The organism is [Empedobacter] haloabium, assembly GCA_008011715.2.
Lineage (GTDB): Bacteria > Pseudomonadota > Gammaproteobacteria > Burkholderiales > Burkholderiaceae_D > Rugamonas > Rugamonas haloabia.
In genome coordinates this window covers 1,419,941-1,440,659 of record CP136508.1, presented here as the reverse complement: position 1 = coordinate 1,440,659, position 20,719 = coordinate 1,419,941, and the positions used below count along the sequence as shown (strand labels likewise).

At 61.2% G+C, this 20,719-nt stretch carries 25 protein-coding genes; 18 read left to right on the top strand and 7 right to left on the bottom strand.

Annotation, left to right across the window (positions count from 1 at the left end; genetic code table 11):
* Position 1: 1 nt before the first annotated feature.
* The 5 genes from E7V67_006315 (at position 2) to E7V67_006295 (ending at position 5,371) form a co-directional block, all read left to right on the top strand.
* Entirely contained in the window at positions 2 to 424 is a 423-nt protein-coding gene (locus E7V67_006315; GenBank protein WUR14720.1) for a hypothetical protein, read from the top strand.
* A 177-nt stretch (positions 425 to 601) separates the two neighbouring features.
* Positions 602 to 886 (top strand): hypothetical protein, encoded by a 285-nt coding sequence (locus E7V67_006310; protein ID WUR14719.1) that lies wholly within the window; start codon positions 602 to 604, stop codon positions 884 to 886.
* 56 nt (positions 887 to 942) lie between these two features.
* Complete coding sequence (locus E7V67_006305; GenBank protein ID WUR14718.1) at positions 943 to 1,293, top strand: hypothetical protein; 351 nt, start codon at positions 943 to 945, stop codon at positions 1,291 to 1,293.
* A 2-nt stretch (positions 1,294 to 1,295) separates the two neighbouring features.
* Positions 1,296 to 3,161 carry a hypothetical protein gene (locus E7V67_006300; protein WUR14717.1) on the top strand — a complete coding sequence of 622 codons (1,866 nt, stop codon included), beginning with the start codon at positions 1,296 to 1,298 and terminating at the stop codon, positions 3,159 to 3,161.
* Positions 3,161 to 5,371: a hypothetical protein gene (locus E7V67_006295; GenBank protein ID WUR14716.1), complete on the top strand. Its 2,211-nt coding sequence runs from the start codon at positions 3,161 to 3,163 to the stop codon at positions 5,369 to 5,371. Before E7V67_006300 ends, E7V67_006295 begins: the two co-directional genes overlap by 1 nt.
* Positions 5,372 to 5,459: 88 nt before the next feature.
* Here the strand turns inward: E7V67_006295 and E7V67_006290 are convergent, their stop codons facing one another.
* The 3 genes from E7V67_006290 to E7V67_006280 are packed head-to-tail and all read right to left on the bottom strand — an operon-like array spanning position 5,460 to position 7,423.
* On the bottom strand, positions 5,460 to 6,704 hold the full coding sequence (locus E7V67_006290; protein ID WUR14715.1) for a hypothetical protein: 1,245 nt from the start codon (positions 6,702 to 6,704) through the stop codon (positions 5,460 to 5,462).
* Positions 6,705 to 6,725: 21 nt separating this feature from the next.
* Positions 6,726 to 7,172, bottom strand: coding sequence for a hypothetical protein (locus tag E7V67_006285; GenBank protein WUR14714.1), 447 nt, complete (start codon positions 7,170 to 7,172; stop codon positions 6,726 to 6,728).
* Entirely contained in the window at positions 7,169 to 7,423 is a 255-nt protein-coding gene (locus E7V67_006280; GenBank protein WUR14713.1) for an Arc family DNA-binding protein, read from the bottom strand. The genes E7V67_006285 and E7V67_006280 overlap by 4 nt, the downstream gene beginning before the upstream one ends.
* Positions 7,424 to 7,543: 120 nt before the next feature.
* On the opposite strand from E7V67_006280, the gene E7V67_006275 reads away from it, so the two are divergent.
* The 9 genes from E7V67_006275 to E7V67_006235 all read left to right on the top strand — a co-directional run bounded on the left by E7V67_006275 (position 7,544) and on the right by E7V67_006235 (position 11,379).
* Entirely contained in the window at positions 7,544 to 7,714 is a 171-nt protein-coding gene (locus E7V67_006275) for an Arc family DNA-binding protein (GenBank protein ID WUR14712.1), read from the top strand.
* A gap of 186 nt (positions 7,715 to 7,900) precedes the next feature.
* A complete protein-coding gene (locus tag E7V67_006270) occupies positions 7,901 to 8,221 on the top strand; it encodes a hypothetical protein (protein WUR14711.1) in 321 nt (106 codons plus the stop codon).
* Positions 8,218 to 8,556 carry a hypothetical protein gene (locus E7V67_006265; protein ID WUR14710.1) on the top strand — a complete coding sequence of 113 codons (339 nt, stop codon included), beginning with the start codon at positions 8,218 to 8,220 and terminating at the stop codon, positions 8,554 to 8,556. Before E7V67_006270 ends, E7V67_006265 begins: the two co-directional genes overlap by 4 nt.
* Positions 8,553 to 8,915, top strand: coding sequence for a hypothetical protein (locus E7V67_006260; protein WUR14709.1), 363 nt, complete (start codon positions 8,553 to 8,555; stop codon positions 8,913 to 8,915). Before E7V67_006265 ends, E7V67_006260 begins: the two co-directional genes overlap by 4 nt.
* A 14-nt stretch (positions 8,916 to 8,929) precedes the next feature.
* Complete coding sequence (locus tag E7V67_006255; protein WUR14708.1) at positions 8,930 to 9,151, top strand: hypothetical protein; 222 nt, start codon at positions 8,930 to 8,932, stop codon at positions 9,149 to 9,151.
* Positions 9,148 to 9,396 carry a hypothetical protein gene (locus E7V67_006250; protein WUR14707.1) on the top strand — a complete coding sequence of 83 codons (249 nt, stop codon included), beginning with the start codon at positions 9,148 to 9,150 and terminating at the stop codon, positions 9,394 to 9,396. Before E7V67_006255 ends, E7V67_006250 begins: the two co-directional genes overlap by 4 nt.
* The gene (locus E7V67_006245) at positions 9,393 to 9,617 is read left to right on the top strand and encodes a hypothetical protein (GenBank protein ID WUR14706.1); all 225 of its coding nucleotides are present in this window, start codon (positions 9,393 to 9,395) and stop codon (positions 9,615 to 9,617) included. Before E7V67_006250 ends, E7V67_006245 begins: the two co-directional genes overlap by 4 nt.
* Positions 9,618 to 9,812: 195 nt before the next feature.
* The gene (locus tag E7V67_006240; protein ID WUR14705.1) at positions 9,813 to 10,751 is read left to right on the top strand and encodes a hypothetical protein; all 939 of its coding nucleotides are present in this window, start codon (positions 9,813 to 9,815) and stop codon (positions 10,749 to 10,751) included.
* A 361-nt stretch (positions 10,752 to 11,112) separates the two neighbouring features.
* Positions 11,113 to 11,379 carry a hypothetical protein gene (locus E7V67_006235; protein WUR14704.1) on the top strand — a complete coding sequence of 89 codons (267 nt, stop codon included), beginning with the start codon at positions 11,113 to 11,115 and terminating at the stop codon, positions 11,377 to 11,379.
* A gap of 402 nt (positions 11,380 to 11,781) precedes the next feature.
* Here the strand turns inward: E7V67_006235 and E7V67_006230 are convergent, their stop codons facing one another.
* Both E7V67_006230 and E7V67_006225 read right to left on the bottom strand, forming a co-directional pair.
* A complete protein-coding gene (locus E7V67_006230; protein ID WUR14703.1) occupies positions 11,782 to 12,306 on the bottom strand; it encodes an SOS response-associated peptidase family protein in 525 nt (174 codons plus the stop codon).
* A 485-nt stretch (positions 12,307 to 12,791) separates the two neighbouring features.
* Positions 12,792 to 13,685 carry an ATP-binding protein gene (locus E7V67_006225; GenBank protein ID WUR14702.1) on the bottom strand — a complete coding sequence of 298 codons (894 nt, stop codon included), beginning with the start codon at positions 13,683 to 13,685 and terminating at the stop codon, positions 12,792 to 12,794.
* Positions 13,686 to 14,424: 739 nt separating this feature from the next.
* On the opposite strand from E7V67_006225, the gene E7V67_006220 reads away from it, so the two are divergent.
* The 3 genes from E7V67_006220 to E7V67_006210 all read left to right on the top strand — a co-directional run bounded on the left by E7V67_006220 (position 14,425) and on the right by E7V67_006210 (position 17,490).
* Complete coding sequence (locus E7V67_006220; protein ID WUR14701.1) at positions 14,425 to 14,580, top strand: hypothetical protein; 156 nt, start codon at positions 14,425 to 14,427, stop codon at positions 14,578 to 14,580.
* A gap of 1,070 nt (positions 14,581 to 15,650) precedes the next feature.
* Positions 15,651 to 16,079, top strand: a complete 429-nt coding sequence (locus E7V67_006215) for a DUF4224 domain-containing protein (protein ID WUR14700.1) — start codon at positions 15,651 to 15,653, stop codon at positions 16,077 to 16,079.
* An 814-nt stretch (positions 16,080 to 16,893) separates the two neighbouring features.
* A complete protein-coding gene (locus E7V67_006210) occupies positions 16,894 to 17,490 on the top strand; it encodes a hypothetical protein (GenBank protein WUR14699.1) in 597 nt (198 codons plus the stop codon).
* Positions 17,491 to 18,478: 988 nt separating this feature from the next.
* Here the strand turns inward: E7V67_006210 and E7V67_006205 are convergent.
* Together E7V67_006205 and E7V67_006200 are read right to left on the bottom strand one after the other, a co-directional pair.
* Positions 18,479 to 18,793, bottom strand: a complete 315-nt coding sequence (locus tag E7V67_006205) for a transcriptional regulator (GenBank protein WUR14698.1) — start codon at positions 18,791 to 18,793, stop codon at positions 18,479 to 18,481.
* A gap of 382 nt (positions 18,794 to 19,175) precedes the next feature.
* Positions 19,176 to 20,030 (bottom strand): hypothetical protein, encoded by an 855-nt coding sequence (locus tag E7V67_006200; GenBank protein WUR14697.1) that lies wholly within the window; start codon positions 20,028 to 20,030, stop codon positions 19,176 to 19,178.
* Positions 20,031 to 20,317: 287 nt separating this feature from the next.
* Between E7V67_006200 and E7V67_006195 the strand changes: the two genes are divergently transcribed.
* Positions 20,318 to 20,698 (top strand): hypothetical protein, encoded by a 381-nt coding sequence (locus E7V67_006195; protein WUR14696.1) that lies wholly within the window; start codon positions 20,318 to 20,320, stop codon positions 20,696 to 20,698.
* The last annotated feature ends 21 nt before the right edge of the window (positions 20,699 to 20,719 follow it).

Sequence of the window (20,719 nt, the reverse complement as noted above, 5' to 3'; positions counted from 1 at the left end):
CATGAAACAGACCACGAAAGACCGAATCATCAACTGGGCACGCTGGGCATGCGGGGGTACCAGGCGCGGCAACGGGACCATGACGGGCTACATCTGCGACCGCATGCGCATCGCCGCGCAGGGTGAGGCCGGTTCGCTGTCCGGGTTCGGTGATCGAATCGACAGCGCGGATGCAGCCCTGGTGGAGCGCGCATGGAAGCGCCTGCAGCCGCTGCGCCGCGAGCTGCTGCGGTGGCACTACATTCAAGACGCCCGGCCGGAGCTGACTTGCCGATGCCTCGGCCTCAAGCCGCGGCCGACCAGCATCTACGATATCGAGCTGGCCAAAGCTGAGGCCGAACTGGGCCAGGTTCTGGCGCTGCAGGCCGATGAGGGCTCGCCATCTCGGACCAGTACGCGCGCGTACGCGCACGGGGCGGCCTGATGCCGGGTCGGCATTTTCTTCCGACATCGCGCACGCGCGCGAGGCGGCGCTGTTTCCGCACCAGGTACGCGCACGCACGCAAGGGGGACTTTTGCGAACAGTACGCGCGCTCGCGCGAGGCGACCGGCGCGGCATTTATGTCCGACATCGCGCGCATGCGCACGCGAGGGGCTGCCGATGCGCGCTGACGTCCTGGCCGACCTGCTCGCCGGCCTGGGCGAATGCGACGCGCCGCCGGAAGCAATAGCAGAATTTCGCCAGCTGATCGAGGCTGTCGGCGCTCGGCATGGGCTGCTGGCGCCGGTGCAGGCTCAGCGCATCGAGTTTGCGCACCAGCTGCTGCGCGATGGCCGGGCCCGGGCCGAGATCCGCGACCGGCTGATGTGTCGCTACCAGGTCGGGGAATCGCAAGCGTACCGCGACATTGCGGCCGCGCTGCAAATCGTCCCAAAACAGCGCTGATTTTGGGACTCCGTTCCGGTGTAATGGCAGTTCCACTACATCGAAAGGAACGACCCATGCGCGCTGTATTCTTCCCTGAGGAGCTCAACGACCGCGCCCCGAACGTGATCGGCCACTTCTGCGCTGACCCTGGGCACGAGTGGTTGACGCTCCTCGATATCGTCGACGCAATCCGCCGCGGCGAGGAGGTCACGATTCGCCCCGCCACCGATAGCGAGCTGAAGCGCGCCGACGCCTACATTTCGCTGTACGAGATCGGCACCATGCTGGGCGAAAAGCTGGTGACGTTGCTCGATCGGGAAGATCCGGGCGTGGCTGATGCCAAGCTGGCGGCCTTTGCGGAGATGGTCACGACCAGCGACATCAACAGCTCGATGTCCCCCTTGCTCGATGTGGCGGAGGGCTGATCATGGGACTGCTCGCGGATATCCTTTCCGGCAATGCCAGCCCCGAAGTGAGCGCTGGGCTGCTGGCCATGGGCACGAAGATGATGCAGGCATCGGGTCCATCGCGCCTGCCGGTCAACACCATGCAAGCGCTCGGCCTGGGCGCGCAGGCCTTCCAGCAAGGCCGAGACGATTACCTTGACCAGCAGCGGCAGAAGCAGATGCAGGATATGCAGTTCAAGCTGTACGGTCTGAAGTTGCAGGATGCCGAAGGCGAGCATGCGCGAAATACGCGCATTCTCGAACGCCTCCAGAATTTGGACGGGGTGCCTAAGCTCCGCGACAACGCGCCGCAAGCAGCCGGCGCTGGCGGCCTCGACACCTCCTACAACGGCACGCCCTACAGCCATGGTGAAGCCCAGGCGGCTTTCTCGGCCGCCAGCGCCGCCGGCATGAGCGGCTACGACCCTGTACGGCTGAATCAAATCATGGCCTTGTCCCGACAGGGGATGAGCGCCGATCAAGCTGCGCAGCGCGTATTCGGCAGTGCACCGCAGCCGATGGCGGCAGGCGCGCCGCCCGGCCCGGCTTCGATTTTTGCCGCCGACGATGGTGCGCAATTCCCATCGACGACGGCGCTGCTGGCAGGATTGCCCGGCTTGCCCGGACTGCCGAAGCGCCAGGATGACGGCGCCGCGCCAGCGGGCCAGCAGCTACCATTCCTGCCGCCGACGATTCAGCAGGGCGGAGCGGTGCCACGCCAGAATGCGACGCAGCAGGCCGTGCAGCGAATGCTCGCGCGGGCGGACATCTACGCGAGTGAGGGCGACCACGCATCGGCCGCCAAGATTTATGCAGACGTGGCCAAGTTTCAGCCGCAGGTAGACCGGATTGACATCGCCACGCATGAGGGCAAGCCAGTTCGCGTGATCACGTACAAAGATGGGCGCGAGGAAGTCAGCCAGTACGGGGCCAAGCCTGACATTGCCAGCTTAGACCTGGGCGATGCCTATGAGCTGTACGACAAAAACACGGCGCAGCCGGGGCGCCTGTTCCAGAAAAGGCAGACGCCCGACTCTCGCGCTGTTGATCGGCGCTTCGCGGCGCGCGCTGCAGCTGGCATGGGTTCGGGCGGTGAACAGTCGATCGACAACGCGACCCTCGACGTGCTGGCCGACCAGGCGCTGAGCGGTGACACGAGCGTGTACCAGAACTTCGGGCGCGGCGCGCAGGGGGCTGCCAATCTGATCAAATTGCGCGCGCGTGTGGCGCAGAAAGCCGTCGAGAAGGGCCTGACCGGCGGTGACCTGGCCTCGATCAACGCCGACTATCAGGGCCAGAAGGCCGGCTTGCGCACGTCCGGCACGATCAGCGCTCGTATCGAGAACGCCGCATCCGAAGCCGCCGAACTGGCGCCCCTGGCGATCCAGGCGAGCCGCAACGTGGCACGCTCCGGGCTGCTGCCGTTCGGTAAGGCAGACGTCATGTTTGACACGCAGACGAACGACCCGGCGATGAGCCAGTTCGCGACGGCCAATATTGGCCTGGCGACCGCCTACGCTGGCGCCATGGCGCGCGGCGGCAAGGCCACCGTCAGCGACATGCAGCACGCACGCGAGATCCTGAGCACGGCGAAGAGCCAGACAGCCTATGAGGCAACCGTCAGCCAGATGCAGCAGGAAATCGCAGCAGCCCAGCGCGCGCCGCAGAACGTACGCAACAACCTGCGCAGCCAGATCAACGGCCGCGGCGGCAGCCACGACACGCCGACAGTGCCGAACCCGATGGCTGCCGAGCAGTTCACGGTGACCGCGCCGAACGGGAAGACGTACACCTTCCCCGATCGCAAAGCGATGAACAATTTCAAACTCAGCACGGGGATCAAGTGATGCCGGATTACGACAAGCTCGCAGCAAAGTTCGGGGGCTCGGCGGCCGACGCTGGCGACGCACCCGACAAGTACGACCAGATGGCGCAGAAATTCTCCGGATCGGTCGCCGGTGCGGCGTCGGTGGCGACGGCCAGGCCGCAAGGGGTGGGCGACCTGATCGCAGACCTGCCACGCCAAGGCGGTCTGACTGCGCGGCACACGATCGAGGGCCTCGGAAGGACGTTCGACACCATCATCGGCAACCCGCTGCGCACGTTGGCCAGCCCAATCTTCGGCAACGCACCGCGCGCCGACACCGGCGTTGCCCTGGCGGACCTGGTGGGCCTGCCCAAGCCGCAGACGGCCGGCGAGCGCATCGTTGGCGACATCGCCAGCACGGTAGCCGGCGGCGTGCTGCCGATCGGGCTGGGGGCGTCGCTGGCCAGCCGCAGCACCGGGATCACCGCGGGAGTCGGGCGGGCGCTGGCGGCCAGCCCGGCAAAGCAGCTCACCGGCGCGGCTGCAGCAGGCGCTGCCGGCGGATACACGCGCGAAGCCGGAGGCACCCCGGGGGAGCAGATGCTGGCTTCGATCGTGGCGGGTGTCGGTGCACCGTTCGCGCTGGGAGCCGCAGGACGGGTGGGCCAGGCCGCCGCACGTGTCGCAGGGCGCGGGCCGCAGATCGATCCGGGCCGCATCGACAGCACCATCAACAGCGCGCTGGAAAGCGCCGGCATGCAGCTGGACGACTTACCGGCCGGTGTTGCCCAGCGCATCCGCGCCGATGTAGCGGAAGTGGTCCGCGGTGGTGGCCAGGCCTCGCCGCTGGCCGTGCGCCGGCTCGTCGACTACCGCCTGACCGGAGCCAGGCCGACGGCGGCCGGGCTTGCGGACGATCCGGGCATCTTCACGCGACAGAAGAACCTGGCCAAGGTCGGCGCCAACCTGAAGGACCGGGCCGCCCAGGAGCTGGCGCAGGTCGAGCACCAGAACAACCGCGCCCTCACGGCGGGGCTGGACGACCTGGGCGCCGTTGCCGCTCCGGATGCGTACGACGGCGCGCAGCGCATCATGGGCGCGCTGGCCGACCGCAACGCCAGGGCGCAGCAGGTCATCGGCAGCTTGTACGACCGGGCACGCGATTCGGCCGGCCGTAGCGCCGCGCTCGATCCGCACGCCTTCACGCAGCGCGCCGGCGACCTGCTGAACGACGCGAACGTCGAGAGCTTCCTGACGCCCGACATCCGAAACAAGCTCAACGCGTTTGCAACCGGGGAGACACCGCTGACGGTGGACATCGCGGAACAGTTCAAGACCGGGCTCGGCCGCATCCAGCGCAGCAGCACCGACGGCAACGCCCGGCACGCCCTGGGCCTTGTGCGCCAGGCGCTGGACGATACGCCACTGCTCCAGCAGGCGCCGCCGGCGCAGGCATTCGGTGGGCAGCAGCTGACGGTGCCGGGGGCGGTGGCCGGCGCGCAGACGGGGAACGTCGGGCGGGAGGCGATCGACGCATTCAACAAGGCCCGCGCGATGAACCGCAGCTGGATGCAGATCGTCGAGAGCACGCCGGCGCTGCAGGCTGTGCGCGACGGCATCGAGCCCGACCAGTTCGTACAGCGCTTCATCCTTGGCCAGGGCGGCAAGGCGAACGTGATGGACGTCGCCAAGCTGAAGAGCTCGATCAAGGCCAGCCCGGAAGCGATGACGGCCGTGCGCGAGCAGATCCTGGGGCACCTGAAAAGCAAGGCGCTGAACGGCGCCGCTGACGAGGGCGCGAACTTCAGCCAGGCCGGCTACAACAAGGCGCTGAACGCGATCGGGGACAGAAAGCTGCGCCTGTTCTTCGAGCCGGCCGAAATCGCCCAGATCAAGGCAATCGGGCGCGTGGCCCGGTACGAGCAGGTACAGCCAGCCGGTAGCGCCGTGAACAACTCGAACACGCGCGGGGCGTTTGCTGTGACGGCGGAGCGGCTGCTGAATGCCGGGGTCAGCATGCTGCCGAAAATCCCCGGGTATGCAGCGCTGGTGCAGCCGTCTGTGAATGAAATCCTGGTCGGGCAGCAGGCCAGCCGAGCGTTCAACGTGCCGCGCGCGCTGCTGATGAAGCCGCCGCCGATGCTGCCAGGCTCGCGGGGCCAGGTTCCCCTGTTGCCGCCGGCGGCGCTTCTGGGCACCGAGACGGAGGAGCGGCGCCGGCAGCGAGAGGCTGGGCTATTTCTCCCGTGACCAGAGCCAGTAGTTGATGGCCATAGCGATCATCCAGCCCAGCTGAATCGGGTCGTAGTGCATGCGTCCTCCGTTGTCGATCCAGCAATTATAGGCCGCTTTCGGGCGGCCGCTCCCCTGCGGACATCCCGAGGCGCTCCTTTGTAGGGTCCAGTTGCGCGGCGACTGAGTCGGCCCACGCTAGCCATTGCCTGAGCACCGGCGTTAGGATAGCTCCACTAACCGCTGCAGTTTCAACATGCGCGGCGTACGCACGGATTGCCATCGCATCGCGCCAGGCGCCCGCTTCCGCTACCAGCACGCGCTCCCGCTCGGCGATCGCATTCTGCTCAGCCTTCAGTCGCCGCTCCTCCTCCTCGCGCACTCGGGCCGCCTCCGCCGCAGCGGTGCGCTCTCGCTCCCGCACCTGAGCAGCCGCTTCCTCATGCATCCGCCGTTCGGCAGCTAACGCGCGCCCGGCGCGTTGCGACGCGATCGAGCGGTGGACCCACACCATTACGTCGTTTAGCTGCAGCTCAAGCGGGCGCTCGGGGGTATCTTGGAACTTGGCTTCGCCCAAATGGATAGCGAACAATCGTAGGGTACCGGTAGCGCTTCGCCTTGCGGTCTCCTCGCCGCTACCCCACGGCGCTGGCCGGGTAATTCGGTCAACCTTTTCCGACATGCGCAACCCAACGTCGTCTTGGCCATCGCTGATCTTTACTTGGCGGGGAGCAGCCACAATGACCATGCTACGCGCCGTGCATGCCTTGAGTAGTGCATCCCAGATTAGCAGCGCCCGTTCGGCCGACTCGATCGAGACACGCATAGGAATCAGGCTCTCGTTTAGCTCCATAACCCCGCGCCGTTCATAGTCAAGCCAAGCTATATCGCGTCTTCTGGGCATTACCCAGGGCTCGCCAGGCTTGCGCACAACGGGTACCTGATCCCGGGCCCGCTGCAACAGTGCGATCTCCGCGCGTACGGCTGTCGCGGTAGCCTTCACCAAGGGGTGGGGTTTCACGAGAGCCGTCGGCACAATGATGGCATTTTCGGGACGTGCCTCGAAGGCAAGACGCTCCAGCAGCCAGTCATCAACACGTGCCGGCGACGCCACCTTAGCAGCGGCCAACCGGCTCATGAAGCGCGTCGGCCCAGTTGCGGGCGGCAAGGGAGGGGTAGGAAGTAAGTGGCCCGCCGCGACCTTCGCCCAGTGACCTCGTGCTGGCAGCGGAATCGCCAGTGCTATGCAAACCTTCCGGAGGCCGTTATCTGAAATGCCGAACCGCTTCGCCAGCGTTGCGATTGGCTGCGCCCAGACGTCCCGATACAGCGATTCGCGCTCGAACTCCATGCCAGTCAGCGATGTGGCGCGCTAGAATTTGGCGCTAGCTGGCTCGCATGAGCCTGAAAATGCCCACCGGCCTCCGTCTGCCGGAGAGTTCGTCACTTTGAAGCCGATGCGCGTGCTACCGGTAATCCGATTGATGGAGATGTAGGCGCTGCTGATCACCCCGTCTAATGCACGTTGACTCATCTCCTTCCCGCCGTGGTAGGACTCTTCGTCGGCCTTGATTTCGAAGACCTGTTCCCCAAGGCTGGGGAGCACGACCGTGGCGGTCGTTTTGTCCGCACTCAGCTTAATCGTGGTTTTCGCCTGGTCGTTGCTGACCCCACGCGCCGCCGTTCCCCAACTTCCTTCCCACCAAGGCTGCGCTCCCATGCAAGCGAGGTAGGTCGCCTGGCTCAGCGCTGCGGCTGGCGCGGCAACGCTGAACCCGGAAAGAATCGCAAAAGCTAGGCCGGCTGGCAGCAGGTTCATGGTGTGTCCTTTAATCGGGCTGCAAGCTTCGATGCCAGCGCTTCGGCAAGTGCGTCGATGTCGAGCGATGCCCCAGCCACACTGCTGGCCCGATCGTCCATCGCTTGTTGCAACATGGACACAATCTCCGCGTTCATACTGCGTTTGTTGCTCTTGGCGATTTCGCTGATCTTCTCGCGCATGCCGTCGGGCAGCCGCACGATGTACTTGTCGGCTGTTTGCGGGTTGCGCGGCGTCTTTTCCGTTTCCATAAAGACAGCATAAGGGCATTGAGCCATTTACGAAATGATGGCATTGAGCCATAAAAATGCCTTGCAGATGATGGCTTTGAGCCATATCATGGATGAACATCACCACGGAGGAGCCGCATCATGCAAGGGATCAAGTTTCAGCTGAGATTGCCGCCGGACGTCAGGGATTGGCTGGAGCAGGACGCCGCGCGAAACGACCGGTCCATGAACGGCCAGGTGGTTGCCATTCTTCGCGAACGAATGAACCAGCAGACTCAGATCGCACAGCAGAACGAGCAGCGCGCGAGGTAACGGCCGAAGCCAACATAGACAAGGCAGATATGACGTAGACAAAGACCAGAAAAACAAAGGGCCAGCTGGCAGGCTGACCCCTTGAGTTTCTTTGCAACCGCGCCCGGCGGTACCGGGAGTTGCTGGCCAGAACGTGTGCGAGACGTTGCTGACCGGTGTGGACAAGTGCGCCCTTAGGAGAGACACATGCACGAAGCGAACATTAACACGAAAACATCGGTAGTGGGGGAAAAAGATGGCATTGAGCCATCACAATACGTCGGGGGTGTCGACACACCCTACGGCATCCAACTGGTCAAGCGCGGCGAGGCGCTGAACCATGCCAGCATGCGCAGCAGCCAGTTGAGCGGCCTGCTGCAGCTGATCGGCGGGGTGGACGATCCCCATTTCGCCCGGCTCCAGCCCGCGCAGCAGGACAATCTGCTGTGGCTGGCCCGCCAGCTGGCCAACGAGGCCGACGAAATGCTCGATATCATCGCTGCTGACATGGCAGGGGGCCGGCAATGAGCGCCCGTCCAGTCCACGTGCTCGAGCAGGAGTGCGGCATATTCTTTGATGAGACGATCGCGGCCGCCAACGATGCGGGCCGCCTGATGCAGGACCTGAACCGCGCGCACCAGATTCTCAGCGGCCTGGGCGTCGTGCTGCGAATCGTCGCCAGCAATGGCGCACTCCGTGACGAATACGAGCCAGGCGTGGCGGGCAGCCTGCCGCCGCTCAGCGCAACGGCCGAGGGCCAGCTGGTCATCATGGCCGCCACGATCTGCGAGCAGATGCGCGACCACGTGGAGCTGCGGGCGGCCCGCTACAATGAGGCACCCCAAACCGGGGAACAACCATGAACGCCCCGGAGAGCAATGCCGAGCCGACGGCGGAAGCCCGACCGATCCATCAGCCATTCTCGTGGGTACCGAACGTGGGCGACCACGACCGGGATGCACATTTCGCCGCGCTGGTGCTGGACGTGTGCAACGGCGTGCAGACCTGCCTGCAGCTGGTGCATACGACCGACTTGGCGCTGCACGCGCGTAGCTGGGGAGGCGAAGATCAGCCACTACTTAGCAACACGGAGAGGGAACGCCTGTTGCTGCTGGCTACAGCATCCGCACGACTGCTGGGCAACCGCGCGTCCGATAGCGTCGACCTGTTGAACGACCGGGCACGCACAGCCGCGGCGGGGACGAATGGGGGTGTGCGATGAGCCAGCGGGAGCGAATGGCCCAGATGTTCGACGCGATTGATGCGGATGGCCGGCGCTATGTGCTGGCGATTCTGCGCCACGAGTTCGACCGCGTGCGGCGGGCGCGGCGCCCCGCCCTGCAGCTGGTCGACAGCGGGCCGGCCGCGGTTCCTGTGCTGGCGGCCACGGCGCAGCGCCCGGTGCTGGCGATCGTGACCCAGGCACGAAAGGCCACCACGACCGGGAGGCGGACATGAGCCCCCGCGATCTGATTGCAGAAAATTGTGCAGTCAGCACCTCCAGCGCCGAGTTCGCCGCGCTCACGTTCGACGTCTGCATGCAGCTGGTGCACGGGCCGGGCCCAGCTATGGCGGCCAACGAGCGGAAGCAGCTCCTGCAGCTGGCCACGGCGGCCGTCCGGATGCTGGGCGCCGCTATGCCCGCGCCGACGGCGGTGGTCGAGCAGCTGCGGCTGCGCCCGGCGGTTCGGAGGTACGCATGAGCGCCGTCGTGCACGCTACCGCCATCGAGCGGATCGCCCACTACGCGCAGCTCTGGCGCGATGCCGAGAAAGCGGCGATCGGCGACAGGAGCGACAAACAGCTGCAGCGGGCCGAGTACCAAGCGCGCCAAGCGTTGCGGCTTGCCGTTGACATCGCAGCCAGGAGCTCTTGTGCACCGGAATGCAAAAATCTGCCGAGAATGAGCAGCTTCGCGCAGTAGTCCTGATCAAGTGTGCCGCGGTTCTGACCCATTTCTTGAAGACAAGGCGCATACTCGAGCGCAGAATACAGAAGAGTGACACTGGCCGGTATCCGGCATGAAGGTTTGGCAATGCCTAGCTTTAGCGGGCGAAAAGGTGGTCCCCTTACCACCCTGGCATTGCCTCCAGCTTTAAGGTGCGTTTGAGGGAACGCTATGAAGACAGGTTTTTTTGCTATCGGCTTGGCTGAGTGGCGCCAAGCTTGCGGGGTCGGATTAAATTCGGCCGTTGCCTTTTTAGTTCTGGCATGCGGGACGGGTCGGGATAACCAGACCACGGCCTGGTCCGCCAACTCTGTGCAAGAGTATGGCGGCATTCGGTGGGAGCGTGCCAAGCCAGCCATTGAACAACTGCTAAAGGCAGGACTGATCACACTGGCGGAGAGTTCCACTAAGGCCCGGCCGCGCTACAAGCTGAATATCTCCGAAGACAGGATCTGGCTGCCGAAGAACATCGTTATTCCGCTGGCTGGAGAGGAACCGGTCGTGCATCGGGTTCGCCAGACCCAGGACGTTATGACCCTTCGCCTGTTCGTTGAGCTTTACCATGCCCAGAACCTGGCAGCAGATGGAGGGATCTCGCGGGACGTTTACTACCGGAAATACGAGAAGAAAGTTTGCCGGGACGTCGGCAGCATGGTCTATCTTGGGTTTACTGATGCAAATACATGGGTTTCATGGTCCACAGAAGTAACTAAGGCACATCTAGGTGAGGACGATAATCGAGGCGGGCCATTTTTCCAACGGGTCAGTATTCTGCAGGAAATGGGGCTGATCCAGGAAGCCGCTTACCTATTCGAGTCAGCATCGCCAGATGCGGAGATTCTGTTTCCCGTGGATGGCCCTGATCCAGAGGAGTCCAGCCTTAACTGGATCGCTCAAGATTTGGTCGGAACCAACCTGCCCGGCGGTGAAGCGCTACTAGAGCAACATGACTACGTACTACCCGTCTATCGACATCAGAAGTCTGCCGAGTTGTTTGGGATTTTTCGCATGCGTCTGCGTGCGCACACGGCTAACACTGGAGCCTGGCATGCAGGCTTAAAGGAGAAAGTGAGCAGCGCAAGGCTAATGTTCGAAAAGAGCAAGGTGTAGACATCAAGGTATATCAAGGTATTTCAAGGTGTTTCAAAGACCGTAGGAAGTCATCAAGGTAAATCAAAGTCCGTAGGAAGGCCTCGTTCGCTGCGCGAGCCGAGTGATTGTTACGCCAGGAGGGATAGCCAGTTTGTACGTCGACAAACTTCTTCAAGAGAAGCGTCAGGCTGCGTACTCGCCCCACAATCAACAGAGCATGCAGTCGACATTGGGACACCGGGAGGCATGGTGAGAATTACAGACCCTGCTGATGTCTGCCATCGTCGCGTACAGGGCACTATTGCCATACCCGTGCGGGCCGGCGGACACTTCCCAGCACCGCCAGCGACCGCAGGCGGGTGATATAGAGGAGCCCGCAATGTCAGACGCAGACCTTATTGACCGCCTAGCCGCCGCATTGGCCGAACACACGAAACCTGTCATCCCCCTGTCTATCGACTTGTGGGACATCGCGACCATTGCGGCTTACCTAAAGCGCGATCCGCAGACTGTCCGGGAGCGCATGGCCTGCCTGCCGAGTTTCCCTAAGGCTATTCGGCTGCCAACTAAGAACGGCCGCACGCATCCGCTCTACCGCGCGGTCGAAGTCATCAAGTGGACAGAAGGATACCGTGACAAACACTAGCCCGGCTCGAGACACCTGCGACTACTTGGGACTGGGCGTTACGCGCAGCCGCATCCGGCCGCATGACTCGAGAAATGCAGGGTCCGCAGGCTTGATCCTTGCTGCCGGACCCAAGATTTTTGCCGGGCCGGCTAGCGCAGACTCATTCTGTCTCAGCCACGTCTTGCACTCGTCAAGGTCGTAGCGTTTTGCACGCTTTCCTACCGGTGTATAGGGCAAACCCGCCTGCTCAAGCCGCCTGATCGTCGACTCGCTGACGCCCAAGGCAGCGCATATCTGCTGCTTGTTCATTTCTCCCACTGGCTTCCTCCCTTCCATGCTTTGACTTCACTTGGGCACAGCTGGCCAGCCTGTCCAGCGGGCCGTGCAGTACAACGTCTGCAGCACGGTCGCGCTGGCGGGTCAGTCCACGCGTTCGACCAATTTAGGGCCCTGATTGCGTATATTGCCCACGGCCCGGTTCACGCGGAACCACTCGAACTGTTCCGGTCCCAGCGCGGCCTCGCGCGCCAGTTGCTCTGCGTGTTCGGGCGAGGTCTCAGGGTCAAGCCAGACTTTCGCGTCCTCGGCGGTAAAGACGATGGGGCGCCGGTCGTGCACGTCGACCATGCCGCCCTGGGCGTCGTCGGTGACGATCGTAAAGCCCTCAGCGGGCTTGTGCTCGTCGTCCGGTCGCGTGGCGCCCGCCAGGCCGGCGAAGTACAGCGCGCCGCCGTCGCCGCGGTGGATATGCCACGGCTGCTTTTCGCCATTGTCACCGGTCCATTCGTACCAGCCATCGGCGGGAACGATGACACAGCCAACTTTCAGCAAGCCGGCCCAGTACTCCCCAGTGATCTTCTCGCGGCGCGTGTTGATCGCGACCGGGATCTTGCCCTTCGCCCAACACGGCTGATATCCCCAGTGGACGTCGTCGATGACGAGCATGCCGCCGTCGCGGCGAAGAGCGGACACGCGGTCGTGGGCACGACATTCCATAACGGCGCCGCCGCGATGCGGTTCACTAGCTCATCCGTCCCGCGAAATCGTTCAACAGCCGGGGCAGGTCATTTTGGTCCAATCGTCCGCACATGCGGAACTTGAGCTGAGTTTGTAAGGGCACGACCCTGTAACATAATACTGAGGTCGATTAAGCCGAGTTCGCATGGCAGCGGGTCAAAATCACATGCTTCACAAGCGGCTTGCTTGCCGCAGCTAGATTTTTCAACTTAACTCTATGCTTAAACGGCTCAAGTCCCAACTGAGCGGCAAGTTGGCCAATGCACTCGTCAGCAAAAGAAGGGGTAAGGCTTCGGTGGTGAAAGTCAATGTGAAGGGAAGTGTGCTCGTTCAAGAGCGCCAAAAGCTGATGACGTGCTGCTGCACCAACAGGCCGAGTCGTCAACTCGGACGCTATCTGAGCTATGTCTACATTAAAAGTCGAAGTCGTCATCATCGGCACCCTCTGGTAACGGAAAACTATCGTATAAAGCTGAGATGTCAACAGGGTTGTCAAGGTCCCACTCTATCACAAGCAACGTACCAGCCCATTGATCTGCAACTGTCGCGCTACTAGCGCGCCCACGACAGACTCTGAAAACCTCATTGCCCGACCGAACGTACAGCATGCCCAAGTTTTGCTGGAGCAGGCCGCGTGCAACGGCCAATCCGTAGCCAGAGTGGCCCTTCCCAGGTTTGCTTGTGATGCCGTATTCGGTTGCTAAATCACAACTGTTCGAGTGTTGCAGCTTTTCCAACAAGAGCGCATTTTCGGACAGTGAGGCGCGTATCCCGATACCAGAGTCACACAGCGCGATTTGTGCTTTACGCCCGCCCTGCCAAACTTGTGCGCAAATAACACCATACAATCCGTCTTTCACCGCTGAGTGTGCAAAACAATTTCCGATGAGTTCGCGCAGCATCGTGTGGACGCCGTCTAACGTTTCCGGGCTATCGCATACCGACTGAAAAAGCTCCTTCAAGGCATCAGCTGACTCTTCTATAAGAGTCTCGTCACGGAGGAGCTGAATTGGGTAGTACCGCCCCGCCGCTTGGCGGTTCTTGGGGCCAAAGGGTGACGTAATCTCAAGGGCATCCCAGAGCTGCATTGTGTCGGCATAGTCACCGACTTTCTTAGGCAGCGCGAGCGCCCCTACACCCTCCTGACGCAGAATATGCGCTAGCGTTGCCAAGTGAAATGGCTTCAGGAATCTTGGTGCTTCACACTCCCTCATCATTTGCATAAGCTTCAGCTGATTAAGCCAATATTCGATGTCTGGACCAGAAGTAAAGTTCACCTGAATGCCCTTGATGGAAAAGCTCATCATACGCCAGTTTATGTGGATCAACATGAGTCGAACGGCGTAGCTTTTGGCGTAGCATCTCCCAAAACATGTGTTTTGTCATAGCAGTACACGCTGCTGCATCATCATTGTCATCTGGCAGATGGCGGTTCGTCGGACATACTATAGCTCGGCTGCGGCGACTCAGGGTGGCAGATCAGTAAGCGTGCGCCGGCGAGTTGGCTCATTGATCACCCGGCATATCACTGGGAAGGGCACGCCGACTTCGGCCAAGAACTGGGCGACAGCTCGGCGGTCCACGTCCACACGCCGGACGTCGTTTATCAGCTCGGCACGGCGGTGGTCGCGCCGGCCCCACGTATTCGTTTGCATTGGCCTCCTGGGCGCTATTCTGCCCATCGACCTTGGCTAGCGTTGATGCGGCTCTAGGTCGGGCGCAATCGCCCCGATTTGCAACAGCATCACGAGCAGTGACTTGGCCAATGAAGACAAAGAGTTTCTGAACAGAATAGCAACTAGAAAGTGCTTTCCGATCAATGGCTTAGCGTGCTTTCAGCCTGGAGTTTCGAAACGGTTTCCGAACAGTTCGGAATGCATGTGCCGCCCTGGCCGCGCTAGTGCGATGATGACCGCACGACAACAGAGGAACACTATGGCAGCCATCACCTACGAGCGCGCGACCCAGAGCCTCGCCAGCACGATCCGCGCGCTGACCGAGGAGGCGCGCGGCCAGCTGGACGAAGCCAGCCAGGCGCATTGAGGCATGGCGAACGGCGCGGTGGTCGCCTGGCGCGACATGTTTGGGGCCGACGTGCGCGCGGAGGACGTGGCCATGATCGCCCGGCTGGTGGACGAAATGCCGGGCGTGGACGGTGGCGCTGGCAACTGGCACCTGACGCCGGTGATGCATCTGCGGTGATGTACGGAGGGGTATCGCTCGTAGAGGGAACTCACTTCTACAAGCTCGAAGGGCAGGCCCTCCGGGACTTCAAGAACTGCATCAGTGATCCTGACGCAGTTCCGAAGCGCACCCGCAATCTGACACTCTGGACTGAGCGTGGAGCGGCCCGCCACGCGAAGATGCTGGATACCGAAGCCGATTTTAGCCGCACCCCGGTAAAGGGGGTATGTCGAACTGACACCCCCTTTGACCTGTCAGCCAAACCTCCCTGATCAGCGGCGGTCGGCACAATTCTGTGCTGACGTATTCGCGGCTCAATTTTGAGCTGCGCATGTTTCGACCATGCTCGAATCTCGCGGCTGAGATTTCAGCCGTCAGCCAAACCTACCGCATCAGGTCAGCTCAATATAGAGCCGACCTGCCTATTGGAGCGGCAACCGGCTGGAACTTCAGCCCGTTAGCCAGCGCAACTTTGCGCCGGCCTCCGCCGGCACAATTTTGTGCTCATCGACGGGCTCATGCTTAGCCGGTACGCGAAGCCTACCGATACTACACCGTGCTGAACATGCTACCAGCTTCCGCGGTAGCAGTGCTGCTGGGCAGGGGTGGAAGGGGAAGCGGAGTCGGAGTGCTCACGCCGACAACCAGGCTGATGGCAGCCACCCACCAGGAGACGCTGCGCACTGTCGAGGTGAACAGATTGAACCGTTTGAGAAAGCGATATAAATACTTCATGTGATGCAATCCTTGCAAGTTAGTTGGGACCATTCCCTTTGGGTATAGCGTGAATTTCCGGATGGCTTGTCACCCAGGTGCTACCCACTGAACAATTCGACTTCCTCAGCAGTAAAAAAATTGTCGAGGATGACGCGCGCCCCCGGACCACGTTCCCGAGCTGCGGAAAGACCATCTTCAAGTAGACTTGGCGTCCGGTCTTGTGGTGGGTTTCTCGCTACAGACGCAGTGTGGGACGGCTCGGCGTTTCATTCCTCTGGTGGGATTTCCGGAAATAGAGCATCCGCTGGAGCTGGCTAATAGCAACACCCGCCAAAAGGCGCGGCTGCATACACTCAACCCATAGGAGCGCCATGAGCGACATGTTCCTGACGAAAGACGAACTCGCCACCCTTACTGGCCGAAAACTGAAGAGCTACCAGATCGAAGCGCTACGTCGGATGGGAGTTCCGTTTTTCATCAATGCCATCGGCCACCCCATCGTCGCGCGAACAGCAATCGAGGGTGGCAGCAACGTATCGCCCAGTCCGCCGGTGAAGGAATGGGAGCCGCGAGTCTTCCGGGAGATGAGGGAGAAGGAGGAGCGCGAAGCACAGCTCAGGCGCAACTTGGGACTGATGGGGAAGGCTCAGGCCAGACCCGACTCCTCCGACACCTGCTCTAACGATGTGTCCGGTCCAAGCGCATCCCAATCTCCCGAAAATCTGAGAGGTCGGCGCGCGCCAGTAACCCAGTCCCAAAAATCGGGACATCGTCGTGGTCCGAGGAAAACTGGGCGCTAAGCAGAGATGTGGCGGGGGTATCTTTGGGGGTAACAAGCCACGCCAGGGCGTAGCATGTCCAGTCAAAATGCGGCTCCCAGCTACGCGTTCGGTAGTCGCCGTCTCCACCACCAAACAAAAGAAAAAGGCCCTGAGCTCGCTCAGGGCCTTTTTCTTTTGTTCTCTGGTTCCGACCGCGGGAATCGGTTCCACGTCCGTCCCTGACGGACGCGGGGGATTTGCGGGGTTTCGGCGAGCATGCTCGCCGCCGCAAATCCGACCCGCGCCTACCAGCGCGGGGCTCTCCGATTCGCCCATTCACGACATCGCTCCGCGATGTCGCTACCGCCCGGAGGGCTTGCTGACGCCGTCACATCATGTCCGATTGACAGACCTGACCCCCGCCCCCGGAGGGCTTGCTGACGCCGTCACATCATGTCCGATTGACAGACCTGACCCCAGCCCCGGACCTGACCCCAGCCCCGGTAAGCCGTTACGCCATGTCCGATGCACAGACCTAACCACAGCCCCGATCCGCCCATTCACGACATCGCTGCGCGATGTCGCTACTGCCCGAAGGGATTGTCGATGCCGCCATGGCATGTCCGATTGACAGACCTGACCCCGGCACCGATTGAACCTGGCTACGATATCCGGGCTACCTCACATATCGGACGATCAGGGACGGCGAGCGCCTCCAGGAATATTCCACCTCCAAAATTGTGCTCAAATATTCCCACCCGGTTACCAGATCGGAGTGTTGTTTTTGTATCCTTGTTACAATGTGTGAGAAACATTGGTGAGGCGAGAACTACAATACTCGTCGGGAGGAATAATGTTCAAGACAAGACTCATCCACACCGCTGCCGCATTCCTCATGGTCACGGCACCATCGTTTGCTATAGAAACCCGTGCGAACCAAACGAAAGAGCCTGTCAGCAGCAATAAAGCTGCAATGACGAAACTGAAAACTCTGCTTTCTCTGGCACGAGACCCGCAACGAATAGACGTACGTACTATTCAGGCAGAGTTCGGAGCCGTTATGGAGCCAGATTCGTGCGACCCTAAGCAATGGTCGTGTCGCTGGGGAGCAGAAGTATTACAAAACGCACCAAGCGTGACTAATCTGGATTTGCCGAATATCAGAAGCGGCAAATACCAAAGTGGCGGTAACATGTTAATGGAATTTCCTCGCAATACGTGCCTGCACCTAGAAGATATATCAAATCTAGTTCGCACTCGCCCGACGTTCTCGTCGGAACCGCCAGCAGTTCAGGCCTTTACCAAAGAGAACGAGCCGCTGCCAAGAGAACAAATTGCCAGCTTCGATAGAATACCCGGGATGAACAATCAGATAAGGGTAACCGCTTGGATTGACAATGGATGCTTAACCCGCGTAGAAGTCAACGCTTTGATTAAAGCAAAGGATTGATATGGGCCACTTCGCCGTGACGAACAATATCACTAGTATTCTGAGGAATGTTAATACGCCTACAGCAGACGCCCAAGAATCGAGATTTTTTGACAATGGCGGCACCATTCGGCTCGTGGAAGCCACTGGCTCCATATATGTTAAAGGTCCCGTAGTCAATGGTTTGGTCCAGCCCGGCACGATTTACATCGGCACATATGCGGTGGACAATCTCGCGGCCACTACCGAATTATCACCGCTGTGGATCCTCGCTCGAGCATGTATGAAATAGTCGGCATCGCGGCAGCTAAGGCAGCGTGGGCCGCTGACCCGAAATACGTTAACTATTGCAGTGATCCCACTAAATGGAACAAGCCACACTATATTCCGCCTGAGCCTCCTCAAACCGGAGGGGCTTCCCCCGGCTCTGGATGTGTAATACAGACAGGTGTACGATTGGGCCCCCACACCTGGCGGCTACTGGCAACCGGTCCCATTACATCCCAGCAACTTGGAAACACTTGGTCCGTCAACTCGACCGGAACTGGAAATTTTGCTAGAACTCGATCAAAATTGGGCATATCTGGCAACAGACACTCAAGTGGATCAACATTCACCTGACACTGTTGATATCATTGGCAGTGGCACCACTCCAGCTGACATATTCGCTGGACAATAGCACCGTTGCACTGCTATCTATAGTTACCGCATCTAATGGCGCCGTATTGTTTCGCTCTCTCTTGGCCGAACACTCGAAAAGGTGACTCCCGTTACAGGCACGGGTTACACATGGCAGGCAGTTTGTTGTTTCAAGAGAAGGCGCTATTCGCGCCTTCCAAGGTAATCAAGAGGTCCTGTAATACCTTTTCTGTCCATGCCGGAACAGGCTCCACCTAAGGGCCACGTACGCCCTTCAGATGCACTCAGACCCGGTCGTCGTAGACTTGTATACATACTTTGACAGGTGACAGATTGCTCTGACTGGAATGCTCCACGCCGAAAGCCACCGTCAAAGCCCCGCAATAACCTCCAACAAAGCCGGATCCCGCTCCACCAACGCCAGCAAAATCGCCGCCTGCGCATTCGGCTTCGACACCCCCTGCTCCCAGTTGGCAATGGTCCGCTCCTCCGTCCGCAGCTTGCGCGCGAACACCGGCTGCGACACCCGCAACTTCTCGCGCAGCGCCCGCACCTTGGCGGCAGTCATCTCGGACGGCGGCTTGCGTTCGACCTCGGTGGTCCGCAACGTCAGCTTGCCAGCCCGCGCATCCTGCAGCGCATCGAACCCCTCCATCACCTCGCCGAAAATATCGCGTTTCGTCATGACCCCTCCCCTCTACCCTGCAATTCCATGCCCAGCCGTTCGCGCAGCAGCTCACGTTGGCGCACGGTCAGATCGCCGGCCTCATCCTTGTCGTACACGGTGAACAACCAGAACTACCGGCCCGCCTCGTGCCGGTAATAGATGACGCGCAGGCCGCCGCGCTTGCCTTTGCCGCGGCGCTCGTCGGCGAACCGGACCTTGCGCAACCCACCAGCGCACGAATGATGTCACCACCGTCCGGGGCCTTCATCAACATATTCTGGAAAGCCCGGAACGATTCCAGATCCAAATAGTCATCGCGCACGCGCTGGAATGGCGGCAACTCGACAAAAATAGCTTTCATCAAGTGTGCCCAAGTTGGGGATAGATGTCTATGCCCCTCTCATTCAGCTGCGCCAGTACTCGCGATCGCCGCCGCCGCCCCACTCCACAACTCCGGCGTGCAGTTCGCCCACACCACATCCGGCACATAGAACACCGCAGGCCGCGTGCGCGCCAGCTGCAGGAACGACGGCTGCTGCATGATCTCGATGCGGCCGCCGTTGACAACGAAGTCGACCGAGTGCTTCGGATATGCCAGCACCAGGCCCTGCCCGGTGAAGGCCAGGTCCTCCGGCGGCGACACCTCGACCAGGCGCTTTTCGCTATCGCCGGGCACCAGCTTGCCCAGCTCACGCGCCGTGTTCTCGTCGGCATCGCGCCGCTTCTGCTCACGCGCTGCCTTCGACAATGCGCGCACCACCTTCAAGGGGTTCGTGCCCATCTCGACCAGCGCCTGGACCTGGCCCAGTGCAGGATTGTCGAGCACCGCGCGCAGGCTGCGGCTGGTGGACATGCCAGAGAACGCCAGCTCCACCGTCGTCGCCGGCTGCGCCATACGCAACAAGGACTCGCCCCAACGGGCCCCTTCCTGCGCCCAGTGACGCTGCTGCGCCGTCGCATAGCCGCGGCAGGCGTAGAACATCTCCGCCTGCGGGCGGCTCAGTGTCCCGACCAGCTGTCCTCCCTGGAAAACGATGCCGCCAACCGGGCCATCGGTGAGGCCGACATAGCTCACCGGCGCGGCGTCCGGCAGCTGCATTTCGAACCGTTCCGTCGCGGCCTCCGCGGGAACGCTACGCAGCACCGCACGGGCATCGCTGTCGGCGGTAACGATGAGCTTGTGATCGTCGGCCTGCGCAGTCGCTGCAGACAGAGACAGGGTTACGGCAACAAATGCAAGGATGGATCGACGCATGGCAGTGCTCCTGGTGAGGTGGACGACGGTAACGGCCTGTCCCCTCGCACATGCGCGGGCAGGTCCAGGCATCTTGCATGCCGGGCCTGAAGAAGAAATTGACGAACTGCAACTTACGGCACGCGCCGCGTTTGACGTGCGCCATGCGCGGCGCCGGTCGCTTTCCTACAAATCTGCGACATATTCTTACCAAAACCCCCTAATACCACAGTGATGTCTTTTGCATAATAGCCCCTGCCCTTAGCAGCCTCGACCGTCGCTGCGCCATTCACGGTTCACCACCAAAAATGCCCACTCTCGCCGCCGCATTCCTGACCCTCATTCTCGCCCTGTTTCAAGGAGCCGCCATGGCCAGCAATCTCGTTACCGATATCGAGCGTATCCGCCAGACCGACAAATCCGACCAAATCGACATTTCCACGACCGTGCAATCCCATATCGCCACGGGCACGGGCAGGAAAGACGTCGAACGCCGGCTGCAACAGCAGGGCTTCACCCTGCACGAACAACCGGAAGCCGCCGACAAGACCCGCACGCTGATCGCCGTCCGCAAGGAAAAAGGCCTGATCGCGAGCCTCGGCTTCCACGACGAGATCCGCGTCGTCATTATTTTCGACAACGATAAAGTGAAACACGCCAGCGGCCTGCTGATTTACCGCGCGCTGTAAAACAATCTCCATACAAAATTA

Bases quoted from the DNA above. Each gene is read 5' to 3' on its own strand.
- E7V67_006315 (WUR14720.1), top strand. From the start codon at position 2: ATGAAACAGACCACGAAAGACCGAATCATCAACTGGGCACGCTGGGCA.
- E7V67_006310 (WUR14719.1), top strand. From the start codon at position 602: ATGCGCGCTGACGTCCTGGCCGACCTGCTCGCCGGCCTGGGCGAATGC.
- E7V67_006305 (WUR14718.1), top strand. From the start codon at position 943: ATGCGCGCTGTATTCTTCCCTGAGGAGCTCAACGACCGCGCCCCGAAC.
- E7V67_006300 (WUR14717.1), top strand. From the start codon at position 1,296: ATGGGACTGCTCGCGGATATCCTTTCCGGCAATGCCAGCCCCGAAGTG.
- E7V67_006295 (WUR14716.1), top strand. From the start codon at position 3,161: ATGCCGGATTACGACAAGCTCGCAGCAAAGTTCGGGGGCTCGGCGGCC.
- E7V67_006290 (WUR14715.1), bottom strand. From the start codon at position 6,704: ATGGAGTTCGAGCGCGAATCGCTGTATCGGGACGTCTGGGCGCAGCCA.
- E7V67_006285 (WUR14714.1), bottom strand. From the start codon at position 7,172: ATGAACCTGCTGCCAGCCGGCCTAGCTTTTGCGATTCTTTCCGGGTTC.
- E7V67_006280 (WUR14713.1), bottom strand. From the start codon at position 7,423: ATGGAAACGGAAAAGACGCCGCGCAACCCGCAAACAGCCGACAAGTAC.
- E7V67_006275 (WUR14712.1), top strand. From the start codon at position 7,544: ATGCAAGGGATCAAGTTTCAGCTGAGATTGCCGCCGGACGTCAGGGAT.
- E7V67_006270 (WUR14711.1), top strand. From the start codon at position 7,901: ATGCACGAAGCGAACATTAACACGAAAACATCGGTAGTGGGGGAAAAA.
- E7V67_006265 (WUR14710.1), top strand. From the start codon at position 8,218: ATGAGCGCCCGTCCAGTCCACGTGCTCGAGCAGGAGTGCGGCATATTC.
- E7V67_006260 (WUR14709.1), top strand. From the start codon at position 8,553: ATGAACGCCCCGGAGAGCAATGCCGAGCCGACGGCGGAAGCCCGACCG.
- E7V67_006255 (WUR14708.1), top strand. From the start codon at position 8,930: ATGGCCCAGATGTTCGACGCGATTGATGCGGATGGCCGGCGCTATGTG.
- E7V67_006250 (WUR14707.1), top strand. From the start codon at position 9,148: ATGAGCCCCCGCGATCTGATTGCAGAAAATTGTGCAGTCAGCACCTCC.
- E7V67_006245 (WUR14706.1), top strand. From the start codon at position 9,393: ATGAGCGCCGTCGTGCACGCTACCGCCATCGAGCGGATCGCCCACTAC.
- E7V67_006240 (WUR14705.1), top strand. From the start codon at position 9,813: ATGAAGACAGGTTTTTTTGCTATCGGCTTGGCTGAGTGGCGCCAAGCT.
- E7V67_006235 (WUR14704.1), top strand. From the start codon at position 11,113: ATGTCAGACGCAGACCTTATTGACCGCCTAGCCGCCGCATTGGCCGAA.
- E7V67_006230 (WUR14703.1), bottom strand. From the start codon at position 12,306: ATGCTCGTCATCGACGACGTCCACTGGGGATATCAGCCGTGTTGGGCG.
- E7V67_006225 (WUR14702.1), bottom strand. From the start codon at position 13,685: ATGATGAGCTTTTCCATCAAGGGCATTCAGGTGAACTTTACTTCTGGT.
- E7V67_006220 (WUR14701.1), top strand. From the start codon at position 14,425: ATGGCGAACGGCGCGGTGGTCGCCTGGCGCGACATGTTTGGGGCCGAC.
- E7V67_006215 (WUR14700.1), top strand. From the start codon at position 15,651: ATGAGCGACATGTTCCTGACGAAAGACGAACTCGCCACCCTTACTGGC.
- E7V67_006210 (WUR14699.1), top strand. From the start codon at position 16,894: ATGTTCAAGACAAGACTCATCCACACCGCTGCCGCATTCCTCATGGTC.
- E7V67_006205 (WUR14698.1), bottom strand. From the start codon at position 18,793: ATGACGAAACGCGATATTTTCGGCGAGGTGATGGAGGGGTTCGATGCG.
- E7V67_006200 (WUR14697.1), bottom strand. From the start codon at position 20,030: ATGCGTCGATCCATCCTTGCATTTGTTGCCGTAACCCTGTCTCTGTCT.
- E7V67_006195 (WUR14696.1), top strand. From the start codon at position 20,318: ATGCCCACTCTCGCCGCCGCATTCCTGACCCTCATTCTCGCCCTGTTT.